This is a genomic window from Streptomyces fildesensis, from assembly GCF_016107395.1.
Taxonomy (GTDB): Bacteria; Actinomycetota; Actinomycetes; order Streptomycetales; family Streptomycetaceae; genus Actinacidiphila; species Actinacidiphila fildesensis.
Window position 1 is genome coordinate 193,378 of the sequence record NZ_JAAIKO010000005.1, and the last position, 16,301, is coordinate 209,678.

The following is a 16,301-nucleotide window of genomic DNA, read 5'->3' on the forward strand; positions in this document are numbered from 1 at the left end:
ATATATCGATACTCCAGCGCCCTCAACCAGCACCTCAGTGCCCCCGCAGTTCCGCCTCCACCTTGTCGGCGGCCTTGCGCGCCGCGACCAGCACCGGGTCCCAGACGGGAGAGAACGGCGGCGCGTATCCGAGGTCGAGCGCTGTCATCCCGTCGACGGTCATGCCCGCGGTGAGGGCGACGGCGCCGATGTCGACGCGCTTGGCCGCGCCCTCGCGTCCGACGATCTGCAGACCGAGCAGCCGCCCTGTGCGGAGTTCCGCGAGCATCTTGACCGTCATGGTCGCGGCTCCCGGGTAGTAACCGGCCCTGCTGCTGGACTCGATGACGGCGGTGACGAAGCGCAGCCCCGCGGCCCGCGCCTGCGACTCCTTCAGACCGGTGCGGGCGATCTCGACGTCGCAGACCTTGCTGACCGCGGTACCGACGACGCCGGGGAAGGTGGCGTACCCGCCGCCGATGTTGATGCCGATGACCCGTCCGTGCTTGTTCGCGTGCGTGCCCAGCGCGATGTGCTGGTGGGTGCCGGAGACCAGGTTGAGGACCTCGACGCAGTCGCCGCCGGCCCAGACGCCCTCCGCGCCGTGCACCCGCATCGCCAGGTCGGTGAGCAGCCCGTCGTGCTCGCCGAGGGCGAGGCCCGCGTCCCGGGCGAGCGCGGTGTTGGGCCGGACGCCGAGCCCGAGCACCACGACGTCGGCCGGGTACTCGGCGTCCTCGGTCGCGACCGCCCGCACCCGGCCGTCGTCCCCGGTGAGCACCTTGCGCACCTCCGCGCCGGACACCACCTCGATGCCCATGCCCTCCATCGCCGCGCGCACGAGCCGGCCCATGTCGGGGTCGAGCGTGGACATCGGCTGCTCGCCCCGGTCGACCATGGTGACCTCCAGCCCGCGGCGGATCATGGCCTCGGCCATCTCGACGCCGATGTAGCCGCCTCCGACGACCACGGCCCGCCGTGCGCCGCCGCGTTCCAGGGTGCGCAGCACGGCCTCACCGTCGTCCAGGGTCTGCACGCCGTGCACCCCGTCCGCGTCGATGCCGGGAATCCGCGGCCGGGTGGGGACGGCGCCGGTGGCGATGACGAGCTGGTCGAACCCGGTCCAGGACTCGGCGCCGCCCGCCACTTCCCGGGTGCGCACCCGCCGCCGGTCGAGGTCGATCCCGACGGCCTCGGTGCCGAGCCGCAGGTCAATCCCGCGCTCGCGGTGCTCGGCGGCGGTCCGCGCGACCAGCGCGTCCGCCCCGTCGACCTCGCCACCGATCCAGTACGGGATGCCGCAGGCCGAGTAGGACGTGTGATGACCGCGCTCGAAGGCGATGATCTCCAGGTCGTCGGGGCCCCGGCGCCGGCGTGCCTGCGAGGCGGCCGACATCCCTGTCGCGTCCCCGCCGATGACGACCAGTCGTTCCGCCATGTCTCCCACGCTCCTTGTCAGCCTCCGCGGCCACCGCGACCCGCGCCACCGCATGATCACTCAACGGAACCCGGCCCCCGAGAGTTTCCCCGACCCGCCTGTCCGGGCGCGCCGAGGCTGCCGCACACTGGTGCGTCATGGAGCTGCAGATCACCGCGACCGCGCCCGAACACCCGGCGGCCCTCCTCGACCTGCCCTGGGGCATCCCGCTGGAGGAGTGGCCCGACGAGTACCTGGTCGCCCTGCCGCGCGGCATCTCGCGCCACGTGGTGCGGTTCGCCCGCGCCGGCGACGAGGTCGTCGCGGTGAAGGAGGTCGGCGAGTGGGCCGCCGTGCGCGAGTACGGGCTGCTGCGCGATCTCGACCGGATGGCGATACCCGCGGTCGACCCGGTCGCGGTGGTGACCGGCCGCACCAACGCGGACGGGGAGCCGCTGGAGCCGGTACTGATCACCCGGCACCTCAACGGTTCGCTGCCCTACCGGTCGATGTTCGAGACGACGATGCGGCCCGGCACCGTCAGCAGGCTCCTCGACGCCCTGGCCGTGCTGCTGGTCCGGCTGCATCTGACCGGCTTCGCGTGGGGCGACTGCAGCCTCTCCAACACGCTCTTCCGGCGGGACGCCGGAGCGTACGCCGCCTATCTGGTGGACGCCGAGACCGGCCAGATCCAGCCGAAGCTGACGCGCGGGCAGCGCGAGTACGACATCGAGGTCGCCCGGGTGAACATCTCGGGCGAGCTGATGGACCTGGAGGCGGGCGGCTCGCTGCACCCGTCGGTCGACCCGGTCCTGTTCGGCCAGGCGATCGCCGACCGGTACGAGGAACTGTGGCACGAGCTGACCCGGGAGTCGGTCTATCCGGTCGGCAAGCGGCACTACATCGACCGGCGCATCCGCCGCCTGAACGAACTCGGCTTCGACGTGGCCGAGATGCAGATCCAGCGGTCGCCGGACGGCGACGCCGTCACGTTCCTCCCCAAGGTCGTCGACGCGGGCCACCACCAGCGGCAGTTGCTGCGGCTGACCGGCATGGACGCCGAGGAGAACCAGGCGCGCAGCCTCCTGAACGACCTGGAGACCTGGATGGCCTCGCAGGACGACTACACGCCGGGCGACCCGCTCGGCGCGCGTCCTGAGGTCCTCGCGCACCGCTGGGTCCGCGAGGTCTTCCGGCCGACGGTCCGGGCGGTCCCGCAGGAGCTGCGGGCCTCCCTGGACACCGCCCAGGTGTTCCACGAGCTCCTGGAGCACCGCTGGTTCCTGTCCGAGCAGGCCCAGCACGACGTGGGTCTCGACGCCGCCATCGAGGACTACGTACGCGTCGCGGCCGCCGGCCGGTCGGCGGCCGGCCATCTCGGGCCCGCCGCCACCGAGGCGGAGACCGACGACGGGAACGGTGACGGCAGCGCCCCCGTCACCGGCCCGTAGCCGTCAGGTCCGAGCGTCCGACGGGTGCGCCGGATCCGCCGCGAGCCGGGTGCGGGCCTCCATGAGCGCGAAGCCGAGCAGGTTGAGGCCGCGCCAGCGGGCCGGGTCCTGGGCGCGTTCGTCGTCGCCGGCCAGTCCGATGCCCCAGATCCGGTCGAGCGGACTGGCCTCGACGAGCACCCGCTCGTTCGTGCCGAGCAAGTAGTCGCGTAGTTCGGGGTGTTGCCCGAACTTGGCCACGCTGCCCTCGACGACGAGCTCGAAGCGCTCCCGCTGCCAGGTCGCGTCGTCGAAACCGCGCACCGAACGCCCCGCGGCCTTGGCGGCCTTGGGGTGAACGGCCGTCACGGCGGCGCGCTCCGCCTCCGCGTCGCCGAAGAGGCGGGCCTTGCCGGCCATCATCCAGTGCTCGGCGGTGGCGTACTCGACGCCGTTCACGGTGAAGGGCGACGGCCACCACTGGCTGAAGCAACCGGCGCCGACGCTGCCGTCGCGCTGCGGCTGATGGCCCCAGAAGTGGACGTACTTGACGCGCCGGCCGAGCCGGGCGTACTCGATCAGGTCCTCGACGGACCGGGCGCCGGCGGCCGTTTCCGCTTCCGCCATGTCACACACGCTCCAGCGGCCGGTGCGGGCCCTCGGGCAGTTCGACCTCGATCGGGTCGCCGGGGTGCACCTCGCCCTCGGAGAGCACGATGCCCATGATCCCTGCCCTGCGGATCAGCTCGCCCGCCTCGTCGCGGAAGACGACTTCCTTGAGCAGGCCGGTGCGGAAGTGCTCGATCTGCAGGCACGGGTTGCGCAGTCCGGTGATCTCGACGACCGCCTCCGCACCGAGCCGCAGCCGGGCGCCGACCGGCAGGCCGAGCAGGTCCAGCTGACGGGTGGTGATGTTCTCGCCCAGGTCGCCGGGGGCGACGTCGTAACCGGCGGTCCGCAGCTCGTCGAAGAGCTCGGCGTGGATCAGATGGACCTGGCGCAGGTTGGGCTGTGTCGGGTCCTGGGCAACGCGGGACCGGTGCTGGACCGTCACGCCCAAGTGGGCGTCGCCCTCCACACCGAGACCGGCGAGCAGCCGGATGCTCTCCTCGTTCGGCTTGGTGAAGTGGTGCTCCGCACTGCGGCTGACCGCCGTGACCGTCCCGCCCATGAGCCGTTGCCCCCTCGACCGGTGGATGATTCCACGATCACCCTACTCTCGGCGAGGGGCAGGTCAGCGGCCTATTTCCCGGCGGGAGATCCTCTTGAGCCGACGCCGCTGCGAGGGATCGAGCGTCAGATACGCGGCCACCGGAACACCGATGACCACCAGCAGTGCGAGCCAGAAGGGGACGCCCAGAATCAGCAGGACGATCCCTATGCCCACTCCGCCGATGGCGAGCTTCGCACGATTGGACATCTTCCCCGCCTCCGTCCGCGGCACATGCCGCGCTTGTCAGGAAGAACGCCCAGTGGTCCGTCCTGGTTCCCGGATCCGGCTCACCAGGGCAGCGGCCGGTCCAGCCGTACACGTACCAGGGTAGTCCGCACACCGCTGTCGACCAGGCGTCCGGCGGCGTCGAACGCTCCCGGGCCGTCCGTCATGCCGAAGTCGTTGTCGTTGATCAGGACGAGCGTGGAGCGGTCGACGACGGCGACTCCCTCGATCTTCTGCGGCACGCCCGGGACCGTGTTCAGGTCCACGACGAGCTTCTTGGCCAGGACCGGCACCCCGGCCGCGGCCGGGTCGGCGAGCTGCTCCAGCGAGGGCGCGGTCGCGGGGTCGTCCCAGGACCGGCCGAGGACGTTGTCCCGGCCGCGCAGCGTGACCAGCTGCAGCCGGGCCGCCTTGTCGGTGCGCTCCTCGACGAGCAGCCGGTCCCGGCCGACGGCGACGACCGAGGAGATCTTCAGCTCGGCGGGGTCGGTCTCGCTCGGGTCGACGACGTTCACCGGGTCGAAGCGGTAGACGTACTCGGCGGTGACCGCCCGGTGGCGCGGTGAGAAGCGCAGCAGGCGGGTGGTCAGCGAGGTCTCGCCCGCGGTCTTGTCCGGGTTGGACAGCGGGCTCTGCACGGCCATCACCAGGTCGCCGCCGGGCAGCAGGGTGAGCCCTTCGAAGCCGCGGTTGTCCTTGCGCTGGAGCAGGATCGCCGGAAGCGACTCGACGACCGGGTAGTCGGCACCGGTCAGCCCGAGCCCCTTGGGCACGTAGCGGACCAGCACCCGGCCCTTCGCCGAGACGTGGACCAGCGAGGGGCCGTACTCGTCGACGAGCCAGAAGGTGCCGTCGTCCGCCCGGACGATGCCCTCGGTATCGAGCCCGTTCGGGTTGTACGCCAGCGGGGTCGACGCGTCGTAGGTGAAGGGCGCCTCGTCCCGCGACGCCTGGTCCGACAGCCCGGTGACGGGCGCGCCGTGCGAGGTCGTGACGGGGATCGACGTCAGTACCTTGAGGGTGTCGCCGACGACCTTCACCTTGACGATCGCCGGGTCGAACCCCGGCACGGGGAACGTACGCCGCTTGTCCTTGCCGACCTTGATCTGGCCGTTGGGTCCCCGGTCGGTGACGGTCCAGTACTCACCAGGACGTCCCGCCGGGAAGATGTCACTGCCGATGCCGCCGAGCTTCACCCCGCGGTCGTCCCCGACCGTGCCGGGCAGCAGGCGGTTGCTGAACGTCCCCAGCGGGATGGCGGGCAGGGTGGCGGTGCCGGTGACCCGCGCGGCCGGACGGTGCGCGGCGGGCGCGCCGTCGGCCTGGCCGGGCAGCCCGAGGGCGGCGAGCGCGGCGACCGGGATCACCACCGCCACCGGACGACGCAGAGAACGCAGAGCCATCGGACCTCCCCAGAACGCCAGTACGTCAAGCGCCCCAAGGCTCTGCGGTCCGGCCCAACGCGGCCCCACGTTCCGGTGAACTCCCGCCCAGCACTGGACGAACGGCACCGCCCGCCGGGGCCCTGCCGCTCAGGACACGACGTCCTTCGTCCGGAATCCGCGGAAGGCGAGGGCGGTCAGCACCAGGGCGTAGGAGACGGAGACCGCGGCGCCCTGGATCATGCCGGACCATTCGAGGTGCGGCTGGAGGGCGTCGGCCCAGGAGTACTGCCAGTGGGCGGGGAGCAGATCGCGCCAGGAGCCGAGCGCGGTGACGGCGTCCAGGACGTTGCCGACGATGGTGAGCCCGACGGCTCCGCCGACGGCGCCGAGCGGGGCGTCGGTGATCGTCGAGAGCCAGAAGGCGAGCGCCGCGGTGACCAGCTGGCTGACGAAGATGAACGTGATGACGATGCCCAGCCGCGGCAGCGCCGTGGCGGAGGGCAGGGATCCGCCGGTGGGAATCTGCAGATCGCCCCAGCCGTAGGCGACGGTGCCGGCCGCGAGGGCGACGACGGGCAGCAGGAGCATCGCCGCCGCGCTGAAGCCGAGCGCCACCAGGAACTTGCTGGTGAGCAGCCGCATCCGGGGCACCGGCGCGGCCAGCAGATAGCGCAGCGAGGACCAGCTGGCCTCCGAGGCGATGGTGTCGCCGCAGAACAGCGCCACCGGCACCACCAGCAGGAAGCCCGCAGAGACGAACAGGCAGGTGGCGGCGAAGTTGGCGCCGGAGGCGGTCGCGGTGTCGATGAGGGAGGGCCCGTTGCGGCTGTCGCTGCCGTCGGGCTGGCCGCCGATGGCGAAGGCCGCGATGAGGATGAAGGGCAGTGCGGCGAGCACCGCGCCGACCACGAGGGTGCGCCGCCGCCGCAACTGCCGCATCGCCTCCACCCGCAGCGGCAGGGTGCGCCGCGGGTGGTAGCCGGGGGCCGTGGAGGTGGCGGGAGCGGAGGCCGGGGAAGGTGCCGGGGCGGTGGCGCTCATGCGTTGCCTCCGATGAGGGTGAGGAAGGCGTCCTCCAGGCGGCGCTGCGGTCCGACCCGCGTGACCGGGACGTCCAGCCGGACGAGTTCGACGAGGAGTTGCGGGACGGTCATCCCGTCGAGGGCGATGAGCAGGCCGTCGTCGCCGCGCACCGCGCCGGACAGCCCCGGCAGCTCGGCGACCTTCTCCAGGACCCCTTCGGGCAGTTCGCCCTCGACCCCGACGAGCAGGGTGTCGGCGGAGCCGGTGATCTGCCCGACCGGGCCCGCGGTGATCAGCCGTCCGCGGTCCATCACGACGAGGTGGGTGCAGCTCTGCTCGACCTCGGCGAGCAGATGGCTGGAGACGATCACGGTGCGGCCCTCGGCCGCGTACCGGATGAGCACCTCGCGCATCTCGCGGATCTGCGGCGGGTCGAGGCCGTTGGTCGGCTCGTCCAGGATCAGCAGGTCCGGCATGCCGAGCATCGCCTGCGCGATGGCGAGCCGCTGCCGCATGCCCTGCGAGTAGGTGCGGACCGCCCGGCGCAGCGCGTCGCCGAGGCCGGCGATCTCCAGCGCCTCCTCGAAGTGCGCGTCCTGCGCGGGCCGGCCGGTGGCCTGCCAGTACAGGTCGAGGTTGGCGCGCCCCGACAGGTGCGGCAGGAAGCCCGCGCCCTCGACGAACGAGCCGACCCGGGACAGCACCGGCGCACCGGGCCTGATGGCCTCGCCGAAGACCCGGATCTCGCCGCCGTCGGGACGGATCAGCCCCATCAGCATCCGCAGTGTGGTGGTCTTTCCGGCGCCGTTGGGGCCGAGGAGTCCGAGCACCTGGCCGCGTTCGACACGGAACGTCAGATCGCGGACGGCGTAGCGGTCGGCGGACTTGGCGTACTTCTTGCTCAGGTCGGTGATCTGCAGCGGTACCCCGGACAGCGCCGGGTCGGGGGCCGGGGTCCGCACCCGGCGGCGGCCGGTGAGGAGCAGCAGCGCGGCGACGACGGCCGCGCCGAGCGGCATGCCCCAGGTCCACCACGGCAGCCCGGCGGCCGCGGTGGCGACCCCGGGGGCGGTCGGCAGCGTCAGCGCGGGAGCGGTGAGCGAGACCGTGTACGTGGCGGCCGGGGCCGGTGAGGCGTAGGCGAGGTCGGTACTGGCCAGGACGAGGCGCAGCCGGTGGCCGGCCGCGAACTGGTGGTCGACAGCGGGCAGCCGCAGCTCCACGCTGCTGCCGCCGGCCGAACCGCCGACGCGTACCGGGGTGACGAGTTGCGCGGGCAGCGACTGGCGGCCGTCCGCGGAGACGTCGTAGAGCTTCGCGAAGAGGACCGCGTCGTCCGCCGCGGTCCTGACGCGCACGGTGACGGTGGGCGAGCCGGTGACGCGGATCCCGGAGGCGAGCGGGGCCGAGTCGAAGTGCGCCGACTGGCCGGGGAAGTCCAGCGAGATGCCGGCGCCGAGGCCGGCCAGCTGGGAGAGGCCGCCGATGCCCGGGAGCGAGGAGATCGCGGGCGGGCTGCCGCCCGCGGGGTTGGCGATGGTCTGCTCGCCGCCGGTGAGCGGGACCGTACGGGACGAGGTGCCGGCCAGGCCCGGGTAGCGGTCCGCGGTCGCGCCGCGCAACACGGCGCGGCCGTCGGTGGAGTTCACCCCGCCGGTGCGGGTCACCCGGAAGGCCGGTCCGGTGCCGGCCGAGGTGTCGCCCTTGAGGTAGCGGTCGAACCAGGCGGCGACCCGGCCGTCCACCCGGGCGGTCTCCAGGTCGCCGCCGTCGTGGCCGCCGGAGATCCAGTCGACGTCGACGGGCGCGCCGTTCGCGGTGATCGCCTTCGCCATGGCGTCGGCCTGGCCGAGCGGGAAGAGCGAGTCGCTCTGGCCCTGCACGATCAGGGTCGGCACCTTGATGCGGTCCGCGACGGCGGACGGGCTGAGCTTGTCCAGCATGGCGCGGGCGTCCGCGTCGGGCTTCCCGGCGACGGCGACCCGCTGGTACATCGCGCAGACGGCCGGCGCGAAGCGTCCGCACGCCGGATCGCCGGCCCGTGCGCCGCTGGAGAAGAAGATCCCGGCCCAGAGCTTCTTGTAGACGTCCCCGGGGAAGAGCGAGTCGGCGAGGTTCCAGTAGGTGATCTGCGGGGCGATGGCGTCGATCCGCCGGTCGTACCCCGCGGCGAGCAGCGAGATCGCCCCGCCGTAGGACGCCCCGGCGACCCCGACCCGGGGGTCGCCCGCCGCGTCGAGCCGTACCTCGGGCCGCTTGGCGAGCCAGTCGACGAGCCGGCTCACATCGGCGACCTCACCGTCCGGCGCGTTGAGGCCGATGGTGCCGGTGGACTTCCCGAAGCCGCGGGCGGACCAGGTGAGCACGGCGTAGCCCCGGCGGGCCAGGTCCTCGGCCTGGTCGCGCATGTCGTCCTTGCTGCCGCCGAAGCCGTGTCCGAGCAGCACGGCGGGGCGGCGCTGCGTCCCGCCGGAGGTGAAGAACGACGTGTCGAGCCGCTCCCCCTGCCCGGGGAGCATCGCGTCCTCCTGGTGCACGGCGGTGCCGGACGAGGCGGCCGACGACGCCACCGCCCACGTTCCGGCGCCACCGAGCAGGGCGAGCGCCACCGCGCCGGTGAGCAACCGCTTGCGCCGCGGCAGTCGAAGATCCATGGTCCGATCCTACGGTCGCCACCACGGCCGGCCTCGAACCGGCCGTGGGATTCCCCGCGTATTCACAGACACCGCGGCAGTGGGCCCCGGACGGCCGCCTCCCTTGACTTCTCGAACGGCCCGTGCGATCCATGGCGGTTCCGACCGCCCAACGGCCCCTCGGGGGCCGCGAAGTACCGGGAGCCGCATGCTGACGCTCACCGAAATCTCCGACCGGCTGGAGATACAGGACCTGATGGTCGACTACTGCCACGCCGTCGACACCCGGCAATGGGACCTGCTCGACGAGGTGTTCGCCGCGGGCGCCGTCATCGACTACACCGCGACCGGCGGGCCACGCGGCACCCTCCCGGAGATCAAGGACTTCCTCGGCTCCGTGATGGGGCGGTTCCCCGCCTACCAGCACCTCCTGGGCAACGCCTCGATCCGGCTCGACGGCGACACCGCGACCGGCCGCACCATGTGCCACAACCCGCTGGTCCTGCCCGGCGACCAGGGCGCGGCGGACGGCGGGGTACTGCACTGCGGTATGTGGTACATCGATGCTTTCGTCCGCGTCGGCGGCGCCTGGCGTATCGCTGAGCGCTTCCAGGAGAAGTCGTACATGCACTTCGCGCCGGGCGGGCCCCGGCAGCCGAAGTCGTCCCGTCAGGCGGCCGGCTGACGAAGAGGTCCGACGAAAAGGGCCCGCACCCCTGGACAGTCCAGGAGTACGGGCCCTCCGACGCGCTACGGGGATTCCGCCTGCGGGTGGGAACTGGTGGATCAGCTGTGCGAGGAGCGGCGCTTGCGGTTCATGAAGAGCAGGCCCGCACCGGCGGCCACGACGGCCGCGGCGATGCCGCCCATGATCGGCGTGGAGCTGGAACCACCGGTCTCCGCCAGGTTGGTCGGCGGGGTGGACTGGCTCGGCTTGACGACGGGCGCGCTCGACGTCGGCGTGGCCGGCGGGGTGGACGGCTTCGTGGACGGCGCCGTGGTGGGCGGAGTCTTGGGCGGGGTGGACTCGTCACCCTTGCAGGGAGCGACCGTCTTGGTCTCGTCCTTGTCGAAGTTGTGCTTGTCCGACGTGTCGCCCGCCTTGACGACGAGGTGCACGGACACGTCCTGACCGTGCTTCGCCAGGTCCAGCGTCTTGTGGAAGGAGCTCTTGAAGCTGGTCTTCGCCAGCAGGTCCTTGCCGTCCACGGTGATCGTGACGGTGTTCTCGACCTTGCTGTTGTACTGCGTGAGGTCGACGGTGACCTTGTCGCAGGTGACCGACCAGACCGGCGTGTGCGCCGATGCCGGAGTGGCGAGAACGCCCGTTCCGACGAGTGCCGCGAAACTGACGGCGGCTATCGCACCGGTACGAACCCGGCCGTGGTGCTCTATCTGCATGAATCCTCCATGAACTTCCCTTGGCGGCAGCCCCGTTCAACCGCGCGTGTGCGAGACGCGGACCCTACACCCGCCCCTCCCGCGTCCCGACACCGCCCCAGGTGTCATGTCCGCACCCGCTCAGCAGTGACCCCCGGCGCCACAGGGGCACCGGGGGTCACGGACGAACCGGCAGGCGTCAGGAGGCCGCGCTGTGCCACACCGTGGTGATGTTGCAGAACTCGCGGATGCCGTGCCCGGACAGCTCGCGTCCGTAGCCGGAGCGCTTCACCCCGCCGAACGGCATGGCCGGGTGGGAGGCGGTCATCCCGTTGAAGAAGACGCCGCCCGCCTCCAGGTCCCGTACGAAGCGCTCCTGTTCGGCTTCGTCCCGGGTCCAGACGTTGGAGCTGAGCCCGAAGGGCGTGTCGTTGGCCAGCCGCACCGCCTCGTCGAGGTCCGCGGCCTTGTAGAGGGTGGCCACCGGGCCGAACGCCTCCTCGTGATGGATGCGCATCCGCTCGGTGATCCCCGCGAGCACCGTCGGCTCGTAGAACCAGCCCGCCGCCTGTGACGCGGGACGCTGCCCGCCGCAGAGCGCCGTCGCGCCGAGCTTCTCGGCGTCGGTGACGAGTTCCTCCAGGTCGGCCCGGCCCTGTTCGGTGGCGAGCGGCCCGACATCGGTGGACTCGTCCATCGGGTCGCCGATCCGCAGCGCGGCCATCGTCTCGGTGAAGAGCGCGGCGAACTCGTCGTACACGTCGGCGTGCACGATGAAGCGCTTGGCCGCGATGCAGGACTGCCCGTTGTTCTGCACCCGGGCGGTGACCGCGGTCTTCGCGGCCCGCGCGGTGTCGGCGGACGGCATGACCACGAACGGGTCGCTGCCGCCGAGTTCCAGGACCGTGTGCTTGACGACGTCACCGGCGGTCGCGGCCACCGCGCGGCCGGCCGGCTCGCTGCCGGTCAGGGTCGCCGCCACGATCCGCGGGTCGCGCAGGATCCCCTCGACGGCGCCGGATCCGATCAGCAGTGTCTGGAAGCACCCCTCGGGGAATCCCGCGCGGTGGAACAGGTCGCCCAGGTACAGCGCGGTCTGCGGAACGTTGGAGGCGTGCTTGAGCAGGCCGGTGTTGCCCGCCATCAGGGCCGGCGCGGCGAACCGGACCACCTGCCAGAGCGGGAAGTTCCACGGCATGACGGCCAGCACCACGCCCAGCGGGCGGTAGCGCACATAGGCGCGCGCGCCACCGGAGTCCTTGACGTCGGCCGGTTCCGGGTGCTCGTCGGCCAGCAGGCCCTCGGCGCGCTCCGCGTACCAGCGCATGGCCTTGGCGCACTTGGCGGCCTCCGCGCGGGCGGCGACCAGCGTCTTGCCCATCTCGGTGGTCATGGTGCGGGCGATGTCCTCGCCCTCCTCCTCCAGCAGCGCGGCCGCGCGGCGCATCAGCTCGGCGCGCTCGCCGAAGGAGGTGGTGCGGTACTGGCGGAAGGCGGCTTCGGCCAGGGCGAGCTTCTCCTCTACCCCGGCGGTCCCGAGGGCCTCGAACGTCCTGAGCGTCTCGCCCGTCGCCGGGTTCACGGTCGCGATCGGCACGGCAATGCCTCCTGGGGCTCGGCAGTCCTGATCGTTTGCCCCATTTTCGCGTATGAACCCGCATTCGGCACCGGCGCCGCGCCACCGGGGGCCGGACGGCGGATCCGGGCCGGGAATCCTCAGTGATCCACGGCGTTGAACCGAAGGTGACATCAGCACTCCGAGACACCCCGTTGTCCATCCTGGACCGGTCGCGCACCCGCCAGGGACAGAGCCACTCCCAGGCGCTGCGGGACACCGTCCGCTTCGCCCGGCAGGCCGAGACGCTCGGTTACCACCGGTTCTGGGTCTCGGAGCACCACAGTGTGCCCGGAGTGGCCGGTTCGGCACCGACCGTGCTGGCGGCGGCCGTCGCGGCCGCCACCTCGCGGATCCGGGTCGGTACGGGCGGCGTGATGCTGCCCAATCACCGGCCGCTGGTGGTGGCGGAGCAGTTCGGCGTCCTGGAGGCGCTCTTCCCCGGGCGCGTCGACATGGGCCTGGGCCGGTCGGTCGGGTTCACCGACGGCATCCGGCGGGCGCTGGGCCGCGACAAGGAGGCCGCCGAGGACTTCGGCGCGCAGCTGACGGAGCTGCTCGGCTGGTTCACCGGCGAGCAGCGGGTGCACCCCGAGGTGCACGCCTGGCCCGCCGAGGGCCTGCGGCCGCCCGCGTTCGTGCTGGCCACCGGCTCCGGGGCCGATCACGCGGCGGCGCTGGGGCTGCCGCTGGTGATCGGCGCCGTCCGCGGCGAGGACCCGATGCTGCGCGCCATCGAGCGGTACCGGGACGGTTTCCGTGCCTCCGCCTGGTCGGCGGAGCCGTACGTCGTGGTGTCCGCCGGCGCCGCGGCCGCCGCGACACCGGCGGCCGCGCGCCGGCTGCTGCTGTCCGAGGCCTGGTCGAGCGCGTACTCCCGCACTCATGGGGCCTTCCCGCCGCTCCTGCCGACGGCGGAGGTGGAGGCGCTGGACATGTCAGCGCGTGAGCGCTCGTACTTCGACGCGGCGCTGGAGGGCCAGCTCCACGGGACCGGGGACGAGGTGGCCGCGGCGCTCGGCGCTCTCGTGGGCCGCACCGGCGCCGACGAGATCCTGCTGACCACCAGTACCTTCGACCGCGCGGAACTGCTCGACTCCTTCGGCCGGCTGGCCGTGGCAGTGGGCATGGGCACCCCGGCGGGCGCCCTGTAGCGTCGCCCCATGAACGACTTCAGCGGGCCGGCCGGGCCGGGAGACCTCGACGTCCGGTGGCACGCCGGCTGGCCGTCGGCGAAGCACGACCCCGCGCCGGAGATCCAGGTGCACGCGTACGACGAGCACACGCTGATCCTGCGGCAGAACATGTCGGTGCACTTCGAGGCGCCGTTCGTCTTCCTGTTCCTCGGCGCGGACCGGGCCCTGCTGCTGGACACCGGGGCAACCGCGGACGAGCGGTACTTCCCGCTGCGCCGCACGGTCGACGCGGCGATCGACGACTGGCTGGTACGCCATCCGCGGCCGGGCTACGGGCTGCTGGTCGCCCACACGCACGGGCACGGCGACCACATCGCGGCCGACGGCCAGTTCACCGGCCGCCCGGACACCACCGTGGTGGGACCCGGCCTGGCGGACGTCATCGACTTCTTCGGCCTGACGGGCTGGCCGGACACCCGGGCCGAACTGGACCTCGGCGGCGGCCGCGTCCTGGACGTGATCCCGGGCCCCGGCCACCAGGAGGCGGCCGTCGTCCTCTACGACCGGGCCACCGGTCTGCTGCTGACCGGCGACTCCTTCTACCCGGGCATGCTCTACGTCCAGGACACCGCCGCGTTCACCGCCACCGTCGACCGGCTGCTCGACTTCTGCGCCACCCGCCCGGTGAGCCACATCCTGGGCTGCCACATCGAGATGACCACCACTCCCGGCGACGCGTATCCGCGCGGCACCACATACCAGCCGGACGAGCCACCGCTGCAGCTGACCACCGGTCAGCTGACGGCACTGCGGAAGGCTCTCACCGAGACCGGCGGCCGGCCGGGTGCGCACATCTTTGACAACTTCATCGTGGACATCACGGGTTAGCGGCGTCCTCGTTGGCCGCCGGCACCGAGTAGTTCACCTCCCGTCGTCCCGCGATCACCCTGTGGCAGTGCAACTCCCCTAACCTGCTTCCCACTTGCTCTTTATGGGAGGCGGCTCATGCGCATGTTCGGACGCACATCGGCAGCGGCGGCACTCGCCGCGGCGGCGGCACTGACCCTTCTCGTCCCGACCGGATCGCAGGCGGCGGGCACCGACACCCTCCCCTACTCCGGCAGCACCGGGGTGGGTGTGCACAACGCGTACGACAAGGCCAAGTACCCGTACTTCGCCGACGCGCTGGACTCCGGTGCCGCGCTGCTGGAACTGGACGTCTGGACCAATGCGCTGGGCGGCGCGAAGTTCCGGGTCTCGCACAGCAACCCCTTCGGCAACGACAACAACTGCGAGAACGCCGCCAACGCCTCCCAGCTGCGCGTCAAGCCGGTCAACCAGAGCTTCGAGGGCTGCCTCGCCGACATCAAGGCGTGGAGCGACGCGCACCCCGGACACGCCCCGGTGCTGCTCAAGGTGGAGATGAAGGACGGCTTCAACGACAAGGGCGGCCTGGGCCCCGACGAGTTCGACGCCCTGGTGGGCAGCAAGCTCGGCAACACCCTGTACCGCCCGGCGGACCTGGTGGGCGGGCACGGCACCCTCGACGCGGCGGCGCTCGCGGGCGCCTGGCCGACGCGGGCGGCGCTGGCGGGCAAGTTCCTCGTCGACCTGATACCCGGCACCGTCGAGGAGAGCAACCCCTTCGACAGCCTGTGGACCGACAAGGAGTACGCGACCCGGCTGCGGAACCTCGCCGCAGCCGGAACGCTGCCCCAGGCGGCCGCCTTCCCCGCCGTGCACGGCGCCGCGGCGGCCGACCCGCGGACCTCCCGCTACCCGGACGCGACGCTCCGTCCGTGGTTCGTGTTCTTCGACGGTGACGCCGCCGCCTATGTGGACGGCGGGATCGACACCGCCTGGTACGACAGCCGGCACTACATCGTGGTGATGACGGACGTGAACAAGGTGGCGCCCGCCATCGACGGCACCCATCCGACGGAGGCCGAGGCGAGGGCCAAGGCCGCTCAGGTCGCCGCGCGTCACGGCAGCCTGGTGACCGCCGACTGGTACGCGCTGCCGTCCGTACTCTCCTCGGTGTACCCGCGCGGCTGACCCGCTTCCGGATCCGCCACGGTGGTGGGCGACGCGGCCGGCACGTCCCGCAGCGCGTACAGCGCGAGGACGGCCGCCGCGGCGCACACCACCGCGGCGCCGACGGCGGCGGCGTGCAGTCCGCCGACGAACGCGTCGCGCGCCGCGCCCAGTACGGCGTCACCGGTCCGGCCGGGCAGCTGCGCGGCCACCGCCTGGGCGCTGCCCAGGGTCTCGCGGACGCTGTGCTCGTCGTGCTGATGGCCGACGAGGCGGCCGGCCGGGGCGAACTGCCCGAGCCGGGACCGTCCGGCTGGCGGGACCGGCTGGAGCAGGGCACCCGGCTGCAGTGGGAGATGTACCGCCGCCACCCGTGGCTGGCGCAGGTGATGTCGACGACCAGGCCACCGCTGGTGCCCAACGCGATGGCCGTCGTCGAGTGGTCCATGCGCGCACTGGACCACCTCGATCCGGCCGACATGATCCATGTGGCGGTCACGATGGTGAACTACGCCCGGGGCACCGCGGTGAACCTGGAGGCCGAGGCGGAGGCCGAGCACGCCACCGGGATCACCAGCCAGCAGTATCTGGACGCCAACGACGCGGCGATGCAGGCCATCGTGGCGTCGGGCCGGTTCCCCACGTACTCCTCCCTCGCCGGGCGCCACGACCTGGAGATCAGCCTCGACACGATCTTCGAGTTCGGGCTGCGCCGCCTGCTCGACGGCATCGAGGTCTTCGTCACCCGATAACGGGTCCCCACCGCCGCGGAAACGGCTGTCGCAGCGCGTGCTTCCGACCTCCGGGTCTCCCGCGCTGCCCTTCAACGCC

16 protein-coding genes are annotated in these 16,301 nt (G+C 72.3%); 6 read left to right on the plus strand and 10 right to left on the minus strand.

All coding sequences use genetic code 11. The features are described 5' to 3' along the window. Positions 1 to 34: 34 nt before the first annotated feature. Entirely contained in the window at positions 35 to 1,417 is a 1,383-nt protein-coding gene (locus tag C6N31_RS10815) for an FAD-dependent oxidoreductase (RefSeq protein ID WP_164294292.1), read from the minus strand. A gap of 137 nt (positions 1,418 to 1,554) precedes the next feature. Between C6N31_RS10815 and C6N31_RS10820 the strand changes: the two genes are divergently transcribed. Further along, positions 1,555 to 2,847: a DUF4032 domain-containing protein gene (locus C6N31_RS10820; RefSeq protein WP_138353082.1), complete on the plus strand. Its 1,293-nt coding sequence runs from the start codon at positions 1,555 to 1,557 to the stop codon at positions 2,845 to 2,847. Between the two features lie 3 nt (positions 2,848 to 2,850). Here C6N31_RS10820 and ybiA read toward each other — a convergent pair whose 3' ends face one another. From ybiA to C6N31_RS10850, 6 genes are all read right to left on the minus strand, one after another. Then, positions 2,851 to 3,453 carry a riboflavin biosynthesis intermediates N-glycosidase gene (gene ybiA, locus C6N31_RS10825; RefSeq protein WP_138353081.1) on the minus strand — a complete coding sequence of 201 codons (603 nt, stop codon included), beginning with the start codon at positions 3,451 to 3,453 and terminating at the stop codon, positions 2,851 to 2,853. Between the two features lies 1 nt (position 3,454). After that, positions 3,455 to 3,997, minus strand: coding sequence for an MOSC domain-containing protein (locus tag C6N31_RS10830; protein WP_138353080.1), 543 nt, complete (start codon positions 3,995 to 3,997; stop codon positions 3,455 to 3,457). A gap of 63 nt (positions 3,998 to 4,060) precedes the next feature. Continuing rightward, the gene (locus C6N31_RS10835) at positions 4,061 to 4,246 is read right to left on the minus strand and encodes a tail-anchor membrane protein (RefSeq protein ID WP_138353079.1); all 186 of its coding nucleotides are present in this window, start codon (positions 4,244 to 4,246) and stop codon (positions 4,061 to 4,063) included. Positions 4,247 to 4,326: 80 nt separating this feature from the next. Then, entirely contained in the window at positions 4,327 to 5,667 is a 1,341-nt protein-coding gene (locus C6N31_RS10840) for an esterase-like activity of phytase family protein (protein WP_198357458.1), read from the minus strand. 129 nt (positions 5,668 to 5,796) lie between these two features. Next, positions 5,797 to 6,690: an ABC transporter permease gene (locus C6N31_RS10845; protein ID WP_164294297.1), complete on the minus strand. Its 894-nt coding sequence runs from the start codon at positions 6,688 to 6,690 to the stop codon at positions 5,797 to 5,799. Beyond that, the gene (locus tag C6N31_RS10850; protein WP_198357459.1) at positions 6,687 to 9,326 is read right to left on the minus strand and encodes an alpha/beta fold hydrolase; all 2,640 of its coding nucleotides are present in this window, start codon (positions 9,324 to 9,326) and stop codon (positions 6,687 to 6,689) included. The genes C6N31_RS10845 and C6N31_RS10850 overlap by 4 nt, the downstream gene beginning before the upstream one ends. A gap of 187 nt (positions 9,327 to 9,513) precedes the next feature. On the opposite strand from C6N31_RS10850, the gene C6N31_RS10855 reads away from it, so the two are divergent. Further along, positions 9,514 to 9,990 carry a nuclear transport factor 2 family protein gene (locus C6N31_RS10855; protein ID WP_138353076.1) on the plus strand — a complete coding sequence of 159 codons (477 nt, stop codon included), beginning with the start codon at positions 9,514 to 9,516 and terminating at the stop codon, positions 9,988 to 9,990. A gap of 101 nt (positions 9,991 to 10,091) precedes the next feature. Here the strand turns inward: C6N31_RS10855 and C6N31_RS10860 are convergent, their stop codons facing one another. Next, positions 10,092 to 10,706, minus strand: coding sequence for an LAETG motif-containing sortase-dependent surface protein (locus C6N31_RS10860; protein ID WP_198357460.1), 615 nt, complete (start codon positions 10,704 to 10,706; stop codon positions 10,092 to 10,094). Positions 10,707 to 10,884: 178 nt separating this feature from the next. Continuing rightward, positions 10,885 to 12,282 carry an NADP-dependent succinic semialdehyde dehydrogenase gene (locus C6N31_RS10865; protein WP_138353074.1) on the minus strand — a complete coding sequence of 466 codons (1,398 nt, stop codon included), beginning with the start codon at positions 12,280 to 12,282 and terminating at the stop codon, positions 10,885 to 10,887. Between the two features lie 146 nt (positions 12,283 to 12,428). On the opposite strand from C6N31_RS10865, the gene C6N31_RS10870 reads away from it, so the two are divergent. The 3 genes from C6N31_RS10870 to C6N31_RS10880 all read left to right on the plus strand — a co-directional run bounded on the left by C6N31_RS10870 (position 12,429) and on the right by C6N31_RS10880 (position 15,491). Further along, a complete protein-coding gene (locus C6N31_RS10870; RefSeq protein ID WP_138353073.1) occupies positions 12,429 to 13,454 on the plus strand; it encodes an MsnO8 family LLM class oxidoreductase in 1,026 nt (341 codons plus the stop codon). Positions 13,455 to 13,463: 9 nt separating this feature from the next. Further along, positions 13,464 to 14,324, plus strand: a complete 861-nt coding sequence (locus C6N31_RS10875) for an MBL fold metallo-hydrolase (protein ID WP_138353072.1) — start codon at positions 13,464 to 13,466, stop codon at positions 14,322 to 14,324. Positions 14,325 to 14,441: 117 nt separating this feature from the next. Next, positions 14,442 to 15,491: a phosphatidylinositol-specific phospholipase C domain-containing protein gene (locus C6N31_RS10880; protein ID WP_232485047.1), complete on the plus strand. Its 1,050-nt coding sequence runs from the start codon at positions 14,442 to 14,444 to the stop codon at positions 15,489 to 15,491. On the opposite strand, the gene C6N31_RS10885 is transcribed toward C6N31_RS10880, so the two are convergent. Next, positions 15,419 to 15,682, minus strand: coding sequence for a hypothetical protein (locus tag C6N31_RS10885; RefSeq protein ID WP_138353071.1), 264 nt, complete (start codon positions 15,680 to 15,682; stop codon positions 15,419 to 15,421). The genes C6N31_RS10880 and C6N31_RS10885 overlap by 73 nt on opposite strands. 33 nt (positions 15,683 to 15,715) lie before the next feature. Between C6N31_RS10885 and C6N31_RS10890 the strand changes: the two genes are divergently transcribed. Next, positions 15,716 to 16,222 carry a TetR/AcrR family transcriptional regulator C-terminal domain-containing protein gene (locus tag C6N31_RS10890; protein ID WP_138353070.1) on the plus strand — a complete coding sequence of 169 codons (507 nt, stop codon included), beginning with the start codon at positions 15,716 to 15,718 and terminating at the stop codon, positions 16,220 to 16,222. Positions 16,223 to 16,301: the final 79 nt, after the last annotated feature.